Annotated in this window: 14 protein-coding genes; 6 read left to right on the plus strand and 8 right to left on the minus strand. The window is 69.0% G+C overall.

The genetic code is table 11. From position 1 onward, the window contains the following. Nucleotides 1–6 precede the first annotated feature (6 nt). Both ACE11G_RS09990 and ACE11G_RS09995 read right to left on the minus strand, forming a co-directional pair. The gene (locus ACE11G_RS09990) at nucleotides 7–1,119 is read right to left on the minus strand and encodes a DUF4192 domain-containing protein (RefSeq protein WP_006896293.1); all 1,113 of its coding nucleotides are present in this window, start codon (nucleotides 1,117–1,119) and stop codon (nucleotides 7–9) included. A 110-nt stretch (nucleotides 1,120–1,229) separates the two neighbouring features. Then, a complete protein-coding gene (locus ACE11G_RS09995) occupies nucleotides 1,230–1,862 on the minus strand; it encodes a hypothetical protein (RefSeq protein WP_006896292.1) in 633 nt (210 codons plus the stop codon). 142 nt (nucleotides 1,863–2,004) lie between these two features. On the opposite strand from ACE11G_RS09995, the gene ACE11G_RS10000 reads away from it, so the two are divergent. Continuing rightward, nucleotides 2,005–3,021 carry a proteasome assembly chaperone family protein gene (locus tag ACE11G_RS10000; RefSeq protein WP_375002033.1) on the plus strand — a complete coding sequence of 339 codons (1,017 nt, stop codon included), beginning with the start codon at nucleotides 2,005–2,007 and terminating at the stop codon, nucleotides 3,019–3,021. Next, nucleotides 3,018–5,162 (plus strand): RNA helicase, encoded by a 2,145-nt coding sequence (locus tag ACE11G_RS10005; RefSeq protein ID WP_039867356.1) that lies wholly within the window; start codon nucleotides 3,018–3,020, stop codon nucleotides 5,160–5,162. The genes ACE11G_RS10000 and ACE11G_RS10005 overlap by 4 nt, the downstream gene beginning before the upstream one ends. Here the strand turns inward: ACE11G_RS10005 and ACE11G_RS10010 are convergent. Next, the gene (locus ACE11G_RS10010) at nucleotides 5,146–6,132 is read right to left on the minus strand and encodes a hydrogen peroxide-inducible genes activator (protein ID WP_039867354.1); all 987 of its coding nucleotides are present in this window, start codon (nucleotides 6,130–6,132) and stop codon (nucleotides 5,146–5,148) included. The two genes, ACE11G_RS10005 and ACE11G_RS10010, sit on opposite strands and share 17 nt — an antisense overlap. Before the next feature lie 138 nt (nucleotides 6,133–6,270). Here ACE11G_RS10010 and ACE11G_RS10015 point away from each other — a divergent pair, with 138 nt between their 5' ends. Continuing rightward, nucleotides 6,271–6,858: a peroxiredoxin gene (locus tag ACE11G_RS10015; RefSeq protein WP_006896288.1), complete on the plus strand. Its 588-nt coding sequence runs from the start codon at nucleotides 6,271–6,273 to the stop codon at nucleotides 6,856–6,858. Between the two features lie 55 nt (nucleotides 6,859–6,913). Further along, nucleotides 6,914–7,453: a carboxymuconolactone decarboxylase family protein gene (locus ACE11G_RS10020; protein ID WP_006896287.1), complete on the plus strand. Its 540-nt coding sequence runs from the start codon at nucleotides 6,914–6,916 to the stop codon at nucleotides 7,451–7,453. A 280-nt stretch (nucleotides 7,454–7,733) separates the two neighbouring features. Here the strand turns inward: ACE11G_RS10020 and ACE11G_RS10025 are convergent, their stop codons facing one another. Next, complete coding sequence (locus ACE11G_RS10025; protein WP_006896286.1) at nucleotides 7,734–8,966, minus strand: aspartate aminotransferase family protein; 1,233 nt, start codon at nucleotides 8,964–8,966, stop codon at nucleotides 7,734–7,736. Nucleotides 8,967–9,006: 40 nt separating this feature from the next. Then, nucleotides 9,007–9,468, minus strand: coding sequence for an SRPBCC family protein (locus tag ACE11G_RS10030; RefSeq protein ID WP_039867352.1), 462 nt, complete (start codon nucleotides 9,466–9,468; stop codon nucleotides 9,007–9,009). A 36-nt stretch (nucleotides 9,469–9,504) separates the two neighbouring features. Between ACE11G_RS10030 and hrpA the strand changes: the two genes are divergently transcribed. Beyond that, complete coding sequence (hrpA, locus tag ACE11G_RS10035; RefSeq protein ID WP_375002037.1) at nucleotides 9,505–13,209, plus strand: ATP-dependent RNA helicase HrpA; 3,705 nt, start codon at nucleotides 9,505–9,507, stop codon at nucleotides 13,207–13,209. A gap of 33 nt (nucleotides 13,210–13,242) precedes the next feature. Here hrpA and nrdR read toward each other — a convergent pair whose 3' ends face one another. Both nrdR and ACE11G_RS10045 read right to left on the minus strand, forming a co-directional pair. Next, nucleotides 13,243–13,692, minus strand: a complete 450-nt coding sequence (gene nrdR, locus ACE11G_RS10040; RefSeq protein ID WP_006896283.1) for a transcriptional regulator NrdR — start codon at nucleotides 13,690–13,692, stop codon at nucleotides 13,243–13,245. A 22-nt stretch (nucleotides 13,693–13,714) separates the two neighbouring features. Continuing rightward, complete coding sequence (locus ACE11G_RS10045) at nucleotides 13,715–14,215, minus strand: LysM peptidoglycan-binding domain-containing protein (protein ID WP_375002040.1); 501 nt, start codon at nucleotides 14,213–14,215, stop codon at nucleotides 13,715–13,717. 273 nt (nucleotides 14,216–14,488) lie between these two features. Here ACE11G_RS10045 and lexA point away from each other — a divergent pair, with 273 nt between their 5' ends. Further along, complete coding sequence (gene lexA, locus ACE11G_RS10050) at nucleotides 14,489–15,148, plus strand: transcriptional repressor LexA (protein WP_231650344.1); 660 nt, start codon at nucleotides 14,489–14,491, stop codon at nucleotides 15,146–15,148. A 26-nt stretch (nucleotides 15,149–15,174) separates the two neighbouring features. Here lexA and ACE11G_RS10055 read toward each other — a convergent pair whose 3' ends face one another. Continuing rightward, the gene (locus ACE11G_RS10055; RefSeq protein ID WP_006896279.1) at nucleotides 15,175–16,893 is read right to left on the minus strand and encodes a putative PEP-binding protein; all 1,719 of its coding nucleotides are present in this window, start codon (nucleotides 16,891–16,893) and stop codon (nucleotides 15,175–15,177) included. Nucleotides 16,894–17,020: the final 127 nt, after the last annotated feature.

The raw sequence follows: 17,020 nt of genomic DNA on the forward strand, positions 1-17,020 counted from the left end.
GCACGGTCAGCCGGCCGGCTCGTGCACCGGGGCGGGCAGAGGGCCGCCGAGGCTCTCGGCGATCTCGTATGCGAGTTCGGCGAGTCCGCGCAGTTCCCTCGGTCGCATGCCGTTGATCAGTGCGGTGTCGAGCAGGTTCGCGAGATGGTAGTCGGGGTCGGCGTCGTGCGCCACGCCGAACGCCACGCCCGCGTACGCGCCCTCCCCGGCCATGTAGTGCAGATGCCCGAGCAGTGTGGCCGCCGCCGCGCGGGCATGGCCGTCGAGCCGTCTGGTCAGGGTGCGCCACAGATCCTCCGCCGCGCCGCGCTGTTCGGTGAGCGAGAGTCCGAGCAGCGCGTCGCGCACATGTACCGACACCAGCGCTTCGGCGAGGGTGTTCACGTCCGCGCACGTCAGATCGGTGTCGCCGGCGCTGAAACGGGCCAGCGTTCCCAGCGCGAATGCGAGCCCCTGCGCGTCGACGCGGCCGGGTTCGTGCCGCACCGGAACCGGTGACACGCCGCGGCAGCCCGCCCGGGCGCAGTGCGGTTCCGGCGACAGCAGCGCAAGCATCTCCGACCGCCGCGCCAGAATCCGTCTGCCGGAGTGGACCGCGCGCTCCAGCGCGGTCGGCGAGGCGTTGGGGTCCGACAGCACTCCGGTGGCCGGTACCGCCGCCGTGAACGGATAGGGCGCCGCTCGGCCCCCGGCCGGTCGCCACACGGTGTGCCACCGGCTGCCCGAGGCGGCCTGTGCCATCGCGAACGCCGCGGACAGTCCGCCCGCGGGGCCGAAGCCCTTGTTCGCAGCCGCCGCGACGGCGCGGTAGCGGTCGTCGTCGGGCGGGTAGCGGTCGTCGACGATCACCGCGACGGTGCCGATGGCCCCGTAGGAGGCCGCGAGCGTCCCCAACCGGATGAACAGTTGCCGCATGCCGGCGGACGGCGAACCGTTCTTGGTCAGGCACAGATCGTGCCGCATGGTCGCCACGACAGTGCGGTCGGCACCGAACACCAGCAGCACGATCGACTGTTCGGGCACGAAGCCGAGCAGTCCCGGGACCGCGGCGAGCAACTTGTCGGGATCGGAGCGACCGTCGGTGTGGCCGCCTGCGGGAATGCTGAGTGAATTGGTCATGCACCCACGCTGGCCTCGACGCGGCCGGCCGGGAAGACCCCGCCGGCCGATGTTGACCGACAAGGCGTCGATGCACAGATCGACCTGGGCGTTCGCCCGTCGGTAGTGCGTCAGCCGCCGAACGCGCGTGTCCGTGCGGCGTCGAACAGCGTGCGAGTGGCGCCCAGTTCCTCGGCGCCGAGATCGTCGCCGCCCGGACGCCGATTCTGCACGTAGACGCGGATGTCCCCCTGCTGCGCCACGAACTCGGTCACCGAACTCGTCGGCGGCGGCGCGGGCTGATCGGCCGGTCCCATTCGGATGCGGCGCTCGAGCCGGACTCCGGGAACACCGCCGTCGACGGGAGTGACCTCGGTCGCTACCGACGTGCCGACCGTTCCGCCGAGAGCGAACTCCCCGCACCGGCGAGCCCGCGCGACGAAGTCGTCGAAGCTGTCGGTGGCGCGCACCACCATCGTGGTCAGCGTCCCCTGCGCGGGCCCTCCCGGCCCCACGAGCACCCTCGCCGTCGGCGCATCCACCGGCGCCGGAGTGCAGTCGGCCGGGGTGTTCTCACCGCGGAGCGGACGGAACGTGATGTCCGCCAGGATGCCCGGGACCTGGGCGGACGGCACCGGCTGCCCGGGGCCGTAGGGGAATGCCGAACTCGGTACCGACTTCGACGAGAGGTCCAGTGACGGGACTGCCTCTCCCGTCACGGCGCACGCCGACGCCGCCCCGGCCACCATCAACACGGCAGCCACAGACTTCACTCCAGCAACAAGTCGCACACCACCACTGTGCCATCCGCGCGGCCGCGACACGGGAATGACCCGCCGCGGAGCCGTGTTGAACGCGATGAGTCCCGTACGGGACAATGAGATGTCACATTCGAAGGGAGAGACCATGGACGAGCGGCAGGACGACCCCCGCAAGCTCTACGATCTCGAGTTCCCGGCTCCCGCCGTGTACGGCGCCGACGGCGACGGACCGGTGCTGATCCACGCCCTCGAGGGCTACGCCGACGCCGGACACGCCGTCGCGCTGGCCGCGACGCACCTGCGCGAGGCCCTCGACTCCGAACTGGTCGCGACGTTCAACACCGACGAGTTGATCGACTACCGGTCGCGGCGGCCGATGATCTCCTTCAGCGGTGTGGAGTTCGACGGGATCGACATGCACAAGCTCACCGTCCACGCGGTGCGCGACAACTCCGGGGTTCCGTTCCTGCTGTTGGACGGACCCGAGCCCGACCTGCGCTGGGAGCAGTTCACCACCGCGATCACCGCACTCGCCGAGCGGTTCGGCGTCTCGCAGGTGGTCGGTCTGAACTCGATCCCGATGGCGGTTCCGCACACGCGGCCTGCCTCGATCACCGCGCACGGCAACGATTCGGACGCTCTCGGCGACCTGAACCGCTGGGGCAACCCGATGAAGCTGCCCGCCAGCGCGTCGATGCTCCTCGAACTGCGGCTCGGCCAGGCCGGCTACCGCACCGCGGGCCTGTCCGCGCACGTTCCGCACTACCTGGCGCAGGCCAACTATCCCGGCGCGTCCGCCGCACTGATCCAGGCGATCGGAAAGGTCGCCGGTCTCGATCTGCCGGTCGCGGCGCTCGAGAACGCCGCGGAGCAGATGCGCGAGCAGATCGACGGCGAGGTGGCCTCCAATGCGGAGGTCGCGGCCGTCGTGACGTCGCTGGAGAACCAGTACGACGCCTACATGCGCGCGAAGAACGAGCAGGCCTCGCTGCTGGCCGCCGACCAGGACGTCCCCTCGGGCGACGAACTGGGTGCGGAGTTCGAGCGGTTCCTGGCCGAACACGCCGCGGAGTTCGACGGACTCGGCGACGGCGCCTTCCCGGAGCCGGACGACGAGAGCGACACCGGACCCGACGACACACAAGGACGTGATCCGAGCTGACGACGCCGGCCACGGAACCGAGCGACACCGTTCCGCTGACGCCCACCACTGACGAAGATCTCGCATTCGAGAGGTTCACGACGTGGTGGGCGTCTCGCGGGCTCGACCTGTACCCGCATCAGGAGGAGGCGCTCCTCGAGCTCGTCTCGGGCAGCAACGTGATCCTGGCGACGCCGACCGGATCGGGCAAGTCGCTCGTCGCCTCCGGCGCCATCTATTTCGCGCTCTGCCGGGGGCGGCGCGCGTATTACACAGCGCCGATCAAAGCCCTGGTCAGCGAGAAGTTCTTCGATCTGTGCGATCAGTTCGGTGCCGCCAATGTCGGTCTGCTCACCGGCGACGCGTCGGTCAACGCCGACGCGCCGATCGTGTGCGCGACCGCCGAGATCGTCGCCAACATCGCCCTGCGCGACGGCGCCGGATCCGACGTCGGCGTCCTGGTGGCCGACGAATTCCACTATTACGGCGAGTCCGACCGCGGCTGGGCCTGGCAGGTCCCCCTGATCGAACTGCCGGATCCGTCGCCCGAGACCGCTGTCGACCGGCAGCCGCAGTTCCTGCTGATGTCGGCGACGCTGGGCAGCATGGACTTCTTCGTCGACGACCTCACTCGCCGCACCGGCCGCACCACCGTGCCGGTGACCGGTGCGCAGCGGCCCGTGCCACTGCAGTACCGATACGCGATCACCCCGATCCACGAGACGATCGCCGAGCTGATCGACGCCGGCCGGGCGCCGGTCTACGTGGTTCATTTCACGCAGCAGCAGGCCGTCGAACGCGCCCAGGCGCTGCTGTCGGTGAAGATCTGTGACAAGGAGGAGAAGGCGGCCATCGCCGAGGCGATCGGCGACTTCCGGTTCCAGACCGGCTTCGGTGGCACCCTGTCGAAACTCCTGCGGTCGGGCATCGGCGTGCATCACGCGGGCATGCTCCCCCGCTACCGGCGGCTCGTCGAACGGCTGGCGCAGGCCGGCCTGCTGAAGGTGGTCGCCGGAACCGACACCCTCGGCGTGGGCATCAACGTACCGATCCGCACCGTGCTGTTCGCGGGCCTGACCAAGTACGACGGCCACCGGGTGCGCCGGCTGCGAGCGCGGGAGTTCCACCAGATCGCCGGCCGTGCCGGCCGGGCGGGTTTCGACACCGTCGGCTACGTGGTGGCCCAGGCACCCGAACACGACGTCGAGAACGCGCGCGCCGTGGCGAAGGCGGGCGACGACCCCAAGAAGCTGCGGAAGGTGGTGCGCCGCAAAGCCCCCGAGGGGTTCGTCAGCTGGGGCGAGAAGACCTTCGAAACGCTGATCGACGCTCCCGACGAAGAGTTGAAGTCGCATTTCCGGATGACCACCGCGATGCTGATGGAAGTGCTCGAACGGCCCGGCGACTGCTTCGCGGCGCTGCGGCATCTGCTCGAGACCAACCACGAACCGCGCTCGCGGCAACTGCGCCACATCAAGCACACCATCGCGCTGTACCGCGACCTGTGCGAGACCGGGATCGTGACGAAGCTCGACCGGCCCGCGGCGGACGGGAAGCACGTGGAACTCTCCATCGACCTGCCGGAGAACTTCGCCCTCACCAATCCGCTCTCGGCGTTCGCGGTCGCCGCGTTCGAACTCCTCGACACCGATTCGGACACCTACGCGCTCGATGTGATCTCGATACTCGAATGCACCCTCGACGATCCGCGCCCCGTGCTCGTCGCGCAGCGCAAGCAGGCGCGCGACGCCGCCGTCGCCGAGATGAAGGCCGACGGGATCGAGTACGAGGAGCGCATGGAGCGACTCGAGCAGATCACGTGGCCGCAGCCGCTCGCCGAGGAGATCGGTTTCGCATACGAGACCTATCGCCGGGGCCATCCCTGGCTGGCGAACACTCCCCCGTCGCCCAAATCCGTCCTGCGGTACATGCGGGAGCGGTCGATGACCTTCACCGAGCTCATCTCCGACCTAGGGCTCGCGCGCAGCGAGGGCGTCGTCCTGCGGTACCTGACCGACTGCTACCGCGCACTGAACAGCGGGTTGCCGATGTCGGCGGTCACCGACGAGATCGAGGACATCACCGACGAACTCGGCGATCTGATCCGCGACGTCGACTCCAGCCTCATCGACGAGTGGGAGCAGCTCACCGCTCAGGTGTGAGGTCGACGGCGGTGCCGTCGGTGCCGCCGGACCGCGTGCCCGCCGGGGTCACCGCGCCTCCGTCGGCCACCAGTTCGGCGATGTCGGCGGCCAGCGCGCGGTAGGCCTCGCCCCGGCCCGACGACTCCCGGTACACGAGGCCGATCGTGCGGCCGGGCCGCGGACGCGCGAACTCGGCCGTGGCGAGTCCGCCCGCCGCGGTCTCGACGGCCACCGCGGTCTGCGGGATCAGCGTCACTCCCAGACCGCCTTCGACACACTGCACGGCGGTCGTGAGCGACGCGGCCCGCGTCTGACGCAGATCGGGTGAGACGCCGGCGAGCTGACACACCTCGAGAGCCTGGTCGCGCAGGCAGTGTCCTTCGTCGAGCAGCAGCAGCGGAAGATCCTCCAGCATCTTCGGCGACAGCCGCTTCCGTCCGGCGAGCGGATGTCCTTGCGGCAGCGCGAGGACGAAGTCCTCGGCGTACATCGGGATCTCGCCGATCCCCGGTGCGCCGGCGGGCAGGGCGAGGACCGCCGCATCGAGGGCTCCGTCGCGCAATTGTCCGAGCAGACGGTCGGTCTGATCCTCCACCACCAGCAGATCGAGCGCCGGTCGGCGCTCGGCGAGCCCGTGCAGCACCCGGGGCAGGATGTAGGGCGCGATCGTCGGGATCAATCCCAACCGGAGAGTCCCCGACAGCGGGTCGAGGTCGCCGGCGGCATCGAGCAGGAAGTCGTCGACGGCGTCGCACACCGCGATCGCCGACCCGAGCAGCCGGCGGCCCTCCGCCGTCAGCATCACCCGCCGGGTGGTCCGTTCGACGAGCCGGAGTCCGAGCCCCGCCTCCAGTCCGGCCAGCGCCTGTGACAGCGAGGGCTGACTGACCCCGAGTTCGGCTGCGGCGGAGCCGAAGTGCAAGTGCTTCGCCACGGACACGAACGCCCTCAGTGCGGTGATGGGCGGCTGATAACTTTGATCGGTCATGCCTATCAATATAGTGACTACTATCGCATTTGCTTTTCACTGGGTTTCGGGCAGAATGGACTCCAGGCGGGAAACCGACCGTTTCTCCGCCGGAATCTTCTCTCCCGCAACATGAATCCGAATTGAAGGAGTACACACATGGCTCTGCTCACCATCGGCGACCAGTTCCCGGCCTACAACCTCACCGCCGTCATCGGCGGCGACCTCTCGAAGGTCGACGCGCAGCAGCCGGACGACTACTTCACCACGGTCACCAGCGACGACCACGCGGGCAAGTGGCGCGTCGTCTTCTTCTGGCCGAAGGACTTCACCTTCGTCTGCCCCACCGAGATCGCCGCCTTCGGCAAGCTGAACGACGAGTTCGCCGACCGCGACACCCAGGTGCTCGGCGCCTCGATCGACTCGGAGTTCGTCCACTTCCAGTGGCGCGCCCAGCACGAGGACCTCAAGACCCTCCCCTTCCCGATGCTCTCGGACCTCAAGCGCGAGCTGGTCGAGGCCACCGGCGTCCTCAACGCCGACGGCGTCGCCGATCGCGCCACCTTCATCATCGACCCGAACAACGAGATCCAGTTCGTGTCGGTCACCGCGGGCTCGGTCGGCCGCAACGTCGACGAGGTCCTGCGCGTGCTCGACGCCCTGCAGTCCGACGAGCTGTGCGCCTGCAACTGGCGCAAGGGCGACCCGACCATCAACGCGGGCGAGCTCATGAGCGCGGGCGTCTGATTCCGGCCGTTCCCGGATCTCCCACGCCACCTCACACTCGAAGGGATCGAGCGATATGAGCATCGACAACCTGAAGAACGCACTCCCCGAGTACGCCAAGGATCTCAAGCTGAACCTCTCCTCGATCAGCCGCACCACGGTGCTGAACGAGGAGCAGCTGTGGGGCACGCTGCTGGCCACCGCCGCGGCGACCCGCAACGCCACCGTGCTGCGTGAGATCGCCGACGAAGCCGCCGACAACCTGTCGGCGGAGGCGTACAACGCCGCCCTCGGCGCCGCCTCGATCATGGGCATGAACAACGTGTTCTACCGCGGCCGCGGCTTCCTCGACGGCAAGTACGACGACCTGCGTCCCGGTCTGCGGATGAACATCATCGGCAACCCGGGCGTGGACAAGGTGAACTTCGAGCTCTGGTCGCTGGCGGTGTCGGCGATCAACGGCTGCGAGCACTGCGTCGGCGCGCACGAGAACGTCGTCCGTGAGGGCGGGCAGGACCGCGAGGTCGTGTTCGAGGCCCTCAAGGCCGCGTCGATCGTGGCCGGCGTCGGCCAGGCGATCACCTCCGCCGAGGCACTCGCCGCCGCGGGAGTCTGACGGACTGCCGCCCGCACCACTGCGGGCCACATGCGGGCAGGCCCCGAGCGCGTGAACTTCACGTGCTCGGGGCCTGCCGTCATTTCAGGTGGGCAACCGCCGTCTGACGTCAGTCAGTCGGTCAGGCGGCGGCCACCTCCTCAGTCCTGAAATTCACCATTTCTCGGACCACCTCCTTCCCTGTTGACGAGCAGAACGCTACGCCGATGCCCGGAGCGGCCGCAACGGGTTTTCCGGGGAGGCTTCGGGGTATCGATGTGGTGGCCGTCGATATCGGTGGCTACAGCTCCCGCACGGCTTTCGCCACCCGATCGGCGAGCTCCCCCACCTCGTCCGCGGTCATGATGAACGCCGGCGAGATCTGCAGTGCGCCCTGACCGGCCACCCGGCCGCTGACACCGTGCTCGCGCAGCTTCGTCACGGCGGCCGCTCCCTTCGACGGGTCGGCGAGCTGTACCGCCGTCACTGCTCCCAGACCGGTGCGGACCTCGCCGACCTGAGACAGCTCCGCGAGCGGCGCGAACGCCGCGGCGAGGTCGGACTCGAGACGGCTCGCCGTCTCGAGCAGTCCCTCGCGCTCGATGATGTCGAGGTTCACCAGTGCGGCCGCTGCCGCTGCGGCGTGGCCGCCGTAGGTGTATCCGTGGCGCCACCACGTGCCGCCGGCGAAGAACGGCGCCGCCACCCGCGGCGCGACCACCAATGCGCCCATCGGCACATACCCGCTGGTGAGTCCCTTGGCCGTGGTCATCATGTCGGGATCGAGACCGAATCGGGAGGAGGCGAACCACTCCCGGGCCCCGATACGGCCGAACCCGGTGACCACCTCGTCGGCGATGAACAGCACGTCGTGGTCGCGGCAGATCTCGCGGACTTCGCGCAGGTAGCCCTCCGGCGGCGGATACACTCCGCCCGCGCCCAGGATCGGCTCGGCGATGAAGGCCGCGATGCGATCGGCTCCGATCCGCTCGACCAGCCCCAGGAGACTCTTCGCGTCATCCCACGCGACGGTCTCGGTGTCGGACATCAACTCGCCGTAGCCCTCGCCGTTGGCGTCTATGCCCGCGAGCGAAGTGCCCGCGACGTGCATCCCGTGATACGCCCGGCTGCGTCCGACGACGATCGTCTTGTCGGGCGCGCCCTGCTCGACCCAGTACCGGCGCGCCAGTTTGACCGCCGACTCGACCGAATCACTGCCGCCAGAGGTGAACAGCACCTTCGAACCCGGTACCGGCGCGATCGCGGCGATGCGCTCGGCGAGTTCGACGGTGATCTCCGACGCCACGTCGCCGAAGTTCGAGTAGTGCGCGAGCGTCGACAGCTGCCGCGCCACCGCGTCGGCCACCTCGGTGCGACCGTGACCGATGTTGGCGAACCACAGACCCGCGGTGGCGTCGATGTATTCCCTGCCGCTGTCGTCGTAGACACGCGTCCCGCGTCCGCGCGTCACGATGAACGGTCCGTCCGCGGTCACCGCACCCATGTCTGCAAAGCCGTGCCAGAGAGAACCCATGCCTTGAATATCGCACTTCACCCCGGGTTGTGCTTCCCTCTCAGCCGGACTCCGCGAGCCGGGCGAGACGGTCGATCGACGACGCCAGCCGTTCGCTCGTCGTCGCCCTGGCGCGGGCTTCGCGCTTGGGGTCGTGCAGTTCCGTCCAGTCGTACGTGTGCACCACACGGGTGCCGTCGGCGTGCTCGAAGAGTTCCCAACGCCAGAGATGGCCGGGCGGATTCTTCCCCACCTCCGACGGCAGCCACGCGATGAGACGTCCCTCGTCGAACTCGACGACGTGATTCTCGCGCACCGCACCGGGTTTGGTGAGCCGCATGGTGAAGACGTCGCCGACGCGGCGCACCCGCCGGCCTCGCTCGGCCGCGGTGAGGTTGTCGTTGCCGTCCCACTCGGGCTGACGGGCGGGGTCCGCGATGAGCTCGAAGATCCGGCTGCGCGGTGCGGCGACGATCCGCTCGGCGGAGACGACGCGTGCGGAGGACTCTGTTCCGGGTGTCATCACCGCATTGTGGCCCACCGTAGAATCAATGTCATCATGCCTTCCGCGATCCCGTCTCCGGACCTGTCCGCCCTGACGATCTCCTATCCGCCGGAACTCCCGGTCAGCGCCTGCCGCGACGAGATCGCCGAGGCCGTCTCCGCACACCAGGTGGTCGTGATCGCGGGCGAGACCGGTTCGGGCAAGACGACCCAGTTGCCGAAGATCTGCCTCGAACTCGGCCGCACCTCGATCGGTCATACGCAGCCTCGGCGGATCGCGGCGACGTCGGTGGCCCGGCGGATCGCCGACGAGTTGGGCACCGAGATCGGCGGGACCGTCGGGTATCAGGTGCGCTTCTCCGACAAGGTCGGCAAGGACACCCGCATCAAGGTGATGACCGACGGCATCCTGCTGCGCGAGATCGGCCGGGATCCGCGGCTGTCCGGTTACGACACGATCATCATCGACGAGGCGCACGAGCGCAGCCTCAACATCGACTTCCTGCTCGGCTATCTCAAGCAGTTGCTGCCGACCAGACCGGATCTCAAGCTCATCATCACCTCGGCGACCATCGAGCCCGACCGCTTCGCCCGGCATTTCGCCACCACCGCGGACACGGTGCCGATCTTGGAGGTCTCGGGGCGGACGTACCCGGTCGAGATTCGGTATCGGCCGCGCGAGAGCGACGACTCCGACCACGACGACCTCGATCAGATCGCGGCGATCGACGCGGCGGTCGGCGAGCTGTGGTCGCACGCCCCGGGCGACATCCTGGTGTTCCTGCCGACCGAGCGCGACATCCGGGACACGGCCGATGCCCTCCGCCGACGCAGCGCGGCCGAGATCGTTCCGCTGTTCGCCCGGCTGTCGGTCGGTGAGCAGCAACGGGTGTTCGCCCCGTCCAACGGTCGGCGGATCGTGCTGGCCACGAATGTCGCCGAGACGTCATTGACCGTTCCCGGCATCCGGTACGTGATCGATGCGGGTACGGCTCGCATCTCCCGCTATTCGACCCGCACCAAGGTGACTCGTCTTCCCGTGGAACGGGTCTCACAGGCCAGCGCCCGTCAGCGCGCGGGTCGCTGCGGCCGGGTGGCGCCGGGCATCTGCATCCGCCTGTACTCGGAAGACGATTTCGACGCTCGTCCGGAGTACACCGACCCGGAGATCCTGCGGAGCAATCTCGCCGCCGTCATCCTGTCGATGCTGTCGCTGCGGCTGGGCGACATCAACGACTTCCCGTTCGTGCAGGCGCCCGACCCGCGAGCGGTCCGCGACGGCATGGCACAGCTGTCCGAACTGGGAGCGGTCACCGGCACCGATTCCGCGTCCGCGCGGCTGACCAAGATCGGCAAGCAGCTCGCGCGGCTGCCCGTCGACCCGAGGTTGGGCCGGATGCTGGTTGCCGGACACGACAACGGCTGCCTCGATCACCTGCTCGTCATCACTGCGGCGCTGGCCCTGCCCGACGTTCGGGAGTTCCCCAGCGACAAGCGGGAGGCCGCCACCGCCGCCCATCGCCGGCACGCGGTGCCGGGGTCGGAGTTCCTCGGGCACCTCAAGCTCTGGGAGTATCTGACGGCCAGGCGCGCGGAACTCTCAAGCAGCCAGTTCCGCAAGATGTGCGAGCGAGAGTTCCTGCACTTCCTGCGGATCCGCGAATGGATCGATCTGCACCGGCAGCTGCGGCGCACCGTCAGCGACCTCAAGTGGCAGATCCCGGACACCGAGGTGGACCCGGCAGCCGTTCATCGCAGCGTGCTCTCCGGCCTGCTGACCAACATCGGTGCGCGGCAAGGCGACTCACGCGACTATCTGGGCACCCGAGGCACGAAGTTCGCGATCTTCCCCGGATCCTTCCTCGCGAACAAACCGCCCGCCTTCGTCGTGGCCGCCGAACTCGTCGAGACCTCGCGCCTGTTCGCACACACCGTGGCCTCGATCGATCCGGCCTGGGTCGAGGAGTTGGCCGGCGACCTGGTGACGCGCACCTACTCCGAGCCGCACTGGTCCACCCGCCGCGGCGCGGTGATGGCGTACGAGAAGGTCAGCCTGTACGGAGTTCCCCTGGTGGCACAGCGCCGCGTGAACTACGGGTCGATCGACCCGAAGACCTCGCGCGAGATCTTCATCCAGGAGGCACTGGTCGCCGGACGCTGGCGTAACCGTCATGCGTTCTTCGCCCACAACGCCGAGTTGCTCCGCGACGCGTCCGAGACCGAACATCGCGCGCGGCGTAGGGACCTGCGCATCTCCGACGACGAGCTCTTCGAGTTCTACGCGGCGCGCATACCGTCCACCGTGGTGTCGACACGGCATTTCGACTCGTGGTGGAAGAAGGCGGGCCGCACCGATCCGGCGCTGCTCAACCTCCGGCCCGAGGACTTACTCGGAGACGACGTCCCCACGGCCGCCGACTATCCGGCCGCCTGGCAGCAGGGCGAGACCCGCCTGGAGCTCCGCTACCACTTCGAGCCCGGCGCACCCAATGACGGCGTGACCGCGATCATCCCCGAGCCGCTCCTGGCACATGTGCGAGACACCGGATTCGACTGGCTCGTACCCGGGATGCGCGCCGAACTCGCGACGCAGCTGATCAAGTCGTTGCCCAAGGGCCTGCGCAAGTCCATGTCCCCGGCGTCCCGGTACGCCGAACTCGCTCTCAGCCGACTCTCGGTGCGCAGCGAGCCACTGCTCACCGGCCTGGCTCGCGAGCTGTCGTCGATCAGCGGGGTCACCCTGGCTCCGCGCGATTTCAATCCGTCGGCACTCCCCCCGCATCTGCGGATGCACTTCGCAGTCACCGGCACAGACGGCGCGATCATCGCGCGCGGCGACCGGCTCGCCGCGCTTCGCACCGACCTGTCTGCCGACGCCGACCGCGACCGCCGTGCGCCCCTGCACCGCGAATGGACCGCCGACGGTCTGGGCACCCTCGCCGACTCCGAGACGGCGACCGTTGCGGGACAGACGATCACCCGCTATCCCACGCTCGCGACCGTGCCGGGACAGGGCGTACGCATCGCGAAGGCCGCCACCTCCACCGAGCGCGACGCCGGCATCGCCGCCGCCGCCGGAGAACTCCTGCGACTCGCGATCGCGCCGCCCAGCCGCAAGCTGGCGTCGACTCTGCCGCCGCCGGCCAAGCTCGCGCTGAGCCAGAGCCCGTATCCGGACGTGGACGCGTTGCTGGCCGACTGCACGGCACGGGCGGTCACCGACACCCTGGCACGGGAGCCGGAGTTGGCCGCCCTGCGCAGTCCCGGTGACTTCGGCGCGCTCTCGGCGCGGCTGGGGCCGGTGATCCGGTCGCGCGCACCCGAGTACTTCGACGCCGCCGTCGCGGCGCTCGCCGAATACTCCCCGGTGCGCCGGGCCGTCGACGCCCGGTCCGGGACTCTCGCCGCCGACGACGTCTCCGATCAGGTCAACGATCTGATCTTCGACGGCTTCGTCGGCGCGACGGCATTGGAGCATCTGCGCTCGCTGCCGCGCTATCTGACCGCCGCGCGGCTGCGCCTCGAGTCCCTCAACACCGCCGCCGGCCGGGACAACGAGGCGATGGGCGCCATCGACAGGGTGGTGGCGGTCTGGAATCGGCGCCTCGCCCAGCTTCCGGCCGCACGCCACGAGGCGCTGAACGAGTTGGTGCAGTGGCGCCTGGAGGAACTCCGCGTGAGCCTGTTCGCTCAGCAGCTCGGCACCAACGGTCCAGTCTCCGAGCAGCGGATAATCAAGGCGATCGACAAGTTCAGCTGACTGCTCGGACCGGTGGCGCCGGTGCCGTGAGTGTCAGTGACGGTCGCGGCGCAGCGAATCGATCTCGCGCTGGAAGTCGTCGGCCGACTCGAACGACCGGTAGACCGAGGCGAACCGCAGATAGGCCACCTCGTCGAGGTCGCGCAGCGGACCGAGGATCGCGAGACCGACCTCATTGCTCGGTATCTCGGCCGAACCCGACGAGCGCACGGTGTCCTCCACCTGCACCGCAAGCTTCGCCAGTGCGTCCTCGTCCACCTGACGGCCCTGGCAGGCGCGGCGCACGCCCTGCATCACCTTCTCGCGACTGAAGGGCTCGGAGATGCCGTTGCGCTTCACCACGGACAGCACAGCCGTCTCGACCGTGCTGAACCGCCGCCCGCATTCATTGCACGACCTGCGGCGACGGATCACCTGGCCGTCGTCGGCGACTCGGGAGTCGACGACACGGGTGTCGTCGTTCTTGCAGAACGGGCAGCGCATGCCATGACAATACCCGCCCGCCTCAGCCGTACTGCGGGGCGATAAGCGCTTGTCCGACATGCAGTCCCGATGTCTCGAGGCCGTTCAGGTCGCGCAGCTGGGCGATGACGCCCGCGGACGGCAACTCCGGAGCGATCCGCTCAGCGAGCGCGGTGAGCGACTCCCCCGACCGGACGTACACCACGTGCGTCGCCGCCGGCGACTCCGGCGTCGCCGCATCCTGGTAGCCCGCTCCGACGAGGGCGAGCAGCCACACCATGCCGGCGAGGGTGCCGCCGACCACCGCGGCCCCGGCCCACCGGCGCCTGCGGTACACCGAGGGCGACAGCGCGGTCCGGCCGGCCGGCGGCGCATCGAACATCACTCGCCGGTCCGCGACCGGGCGACGCCGCTCGGGGCGGCCGGTCGGGAAGCACGTTCCGCTCGAGTCGCCTCGCCCCGCTCCGCGTACTCCCCGATCACGGACCAGCGAGCCACGGACCACCGGGATGTCGCAGGTCATCGCCGACGCGGTTGAGTGCACAGCAGTGGAGTGCACAGCGGTGGAGTGCACAGCAGTGGAGCGCACAGCGGTGGCGCGTCCGGTCGGGGCGGGTGCCGTCCTCGTGCTCATGACTCGTCTCCAATCGATCGCGTGTTCGAAGAACTCTTGTTCGATAGTTAACACGAGGGGTCCGACAAACGCCGACACGCGTCGAACAATTGTTTGAGTTTTGTGACCTACTCAACTAGCCTTTGGACCATCGATCGAACACAGCTGACGAAAGGCCCGACCGTGACCGACACGCCCGATCCGATGCTCTCCACCGCGACGCTCGAGGCCTCATTGACCCAGCGTCAGCGCGAGGTGCTCGAGGTCATCCGTCAGTCGGTCCGCGAGCGCGGCTACCCGCCGAGCATCCGTGAGATCGGCGAGGCCGTCGGACTCACCTCCACGTCGTCGGTGGCCCATCAGCTCCGCACGCTCGAGCGCCGCGGCCTTCTCAAGCGCGATCCGCACCGTCCGCGTGCGGTGAACGTTCGGGACGATCAGCGGACACCGCCCTCGGGCGGTGCCGAGGCCGACGGAGAGTCACTCCCCACGCCGACCTTCGTTCCGGTGCTCGGCCGGATCGCCGCCGGCGGACCGATTCTCGCCGAACAGGCCGTGGAGGAGGTCTTCCCGATGCCGCGCGAACTGGTCGGCGACGGTTCCCTGTTCATGCTTCGCGTGGTCGGCGAATCGATGATCGACGCGGCGATCTGCGACGGCGACTGGGTGGTCGTGCGCCAGCAGAACGTGGCGGAGAACGGTGACATCGTCGCCGCGATGATCGACGGCGAAGCCACCGTGAAGACCTTCAAGCGCACCGACGGTCACGTCTGGCTCATGCCGCACAACGAGCATTTCGAGCCCATCCCCGGCGACGACGCCGCCATCCTCGGCAAGGTCGTCACGGTGATGCGCCGTATCTGAGGCGCCCGGCCGGCCTCAGCGGGACATCACACCTCGCCGGCCAGAACCGCGCGAACCGCCTCGCGCGCCTGTGACGGACTCGTCGCGGCGATCGCGGCGGACGCCGCATCGCGGCACTGATCCATGGTGACGGTACCCAGCTTCAGTCCCACCGCGGCCGACGCCGCAGGCGCGGACGACAACGACGTCACACCCATCCCGACCAGCACACATGCCAGCAACGGATCGGCAGCCGCCTCGCCGCATACGCCCACGGGCTTGCCCTGGTCCCGACCGGCGTCCCCGACCCGCTGTATCAGCGCGAGTACCGCCGGCTGCCACGGGTCGGTGAGCGCCGCCAGCTCCGGCGACATCCGGTCCGCCGCCATCGTGTACTGGGTCAGGTCGTTGGTGCCGATCGAGACGAAGTCCACTTCGGCGAGGATCGCGTCGGCGAGGATCGCCGCCGACGGCACCTCGATCATCACCCCCGGCACCAGACCGCGTTCCCGAACCCGCGCGGCGAATTCGCGCGCCTCGTCGACCGTGGCGATCATCGGTGCCATCACCCACGGCGTCGCACGGCCGTCGTCGCGCGCCGCCTCCGCCAGCGCATCGAGCTGGTTGTTGCGGATGTCCGGATACGTCTGCACGATGCGGTTGCCGCGGACTCCCATCGCCGGATTCGGCTCGTCGGAGTGGGCGACGAACTTCAGTGGCTTGTCCGAGCCCGCGTCGAGGGTGCGGATCACCACCTTGCGCCCGGGAAAGGCGTCGATCACCTCCCGGTAGAGCTCTACCTGCTGGGCGACGGTGGGCTCGGCCGCGCGGTCCAGGAAGGCCAGTTCGGTTCGGAACAGTCCGACGCCCTCCACCGGCGCCTGCGCCGCCGACCGAGCGGACACGCCGTCGGCCACGTTGGCCAGGATCGCGACCGCGTGCCCGTCCGCCGTGCGGCCCGGCCCGCGCCAGGCCGCCGTCTCGGCCGCCCGCGTCGCCGCGGCCGTCACGGCGTCCGAGATGAGTCCGGCGTCCGGGGCGGCCCCCACCGTTCCCGCGTCCCCGTCCACGTAGCCCATGGCTCCGGAGGGGATCTCATCGAGTTCAGCGGCGGCGACCACGCACGGAATACCGAGTTGGCGAGCAATGATCGCCGTGTGGCTGCTGGGGCCGCCGAGCCGCATGCCCAGCCCGATGACGCGTGCCGGGTCCAGACCCGCGGTGTCGGCGGGCGCGAGGTCGTCGGCGAGCAGAATCGACGGCACGTCCGGCACGGGGATGCCCGGCTCCGAGAGCCCGAGGAGTTCGGCGACGACGCGGTCTCGGACGTCCAACAGATCGGTGACCCGTTCAGCCATGAGGCCGCCGAGCTTGGTGAACATCTCCACGAACTGCTCGGTGGCCGCGATCGCGGCAAGCGGCGCTCGAACGCCCTGCGCAATCGACTTGCCCGCGGCCGTCGCCCACCCGCGATCGCGCGCGAGACCGGCCGTGGCAGTCAGGACCTCGGCCGCGACGCCGGTGCTGTGGGAGGCCCGGTCGGCCAGCCGGTCGGCCACCACTCCGGCGGCGGCGGTGAAACGCTCCATCTCTGCGTCGCGGAGCTCCTCCGGAACGGGAGAGTCGTCGATGGCGTCGAAGCCGGGTCGCGGTGCGGGTCTGATGATCGGTCCGTACGCGAGGCCACCGACCACCGGAGTACCGGAGACGATGACGTCGGCGCGGAACGGGTTCTCGGCAGGCACGGGAGAAGTCACCTCGGTCATGTGAGAAAGATTACAGAAAGTCCTTGACGTGTCAACACGTACCCATGTAAACAAAGATGTGTAACCAACCAAATCAACACAGATCCACATCTTTGCACGATCCCCATCGTTGCATGAGATCGGACAG

It is taken from the genome of Gordonia sp. PS3, assembly GCF_041950545.1.
GTDB lineage: Bacteria > Actinomycetota > Actinomycetes > Mycobacteriales > Mycobacteriaceae > Gordonia > Gordonia sihwensis.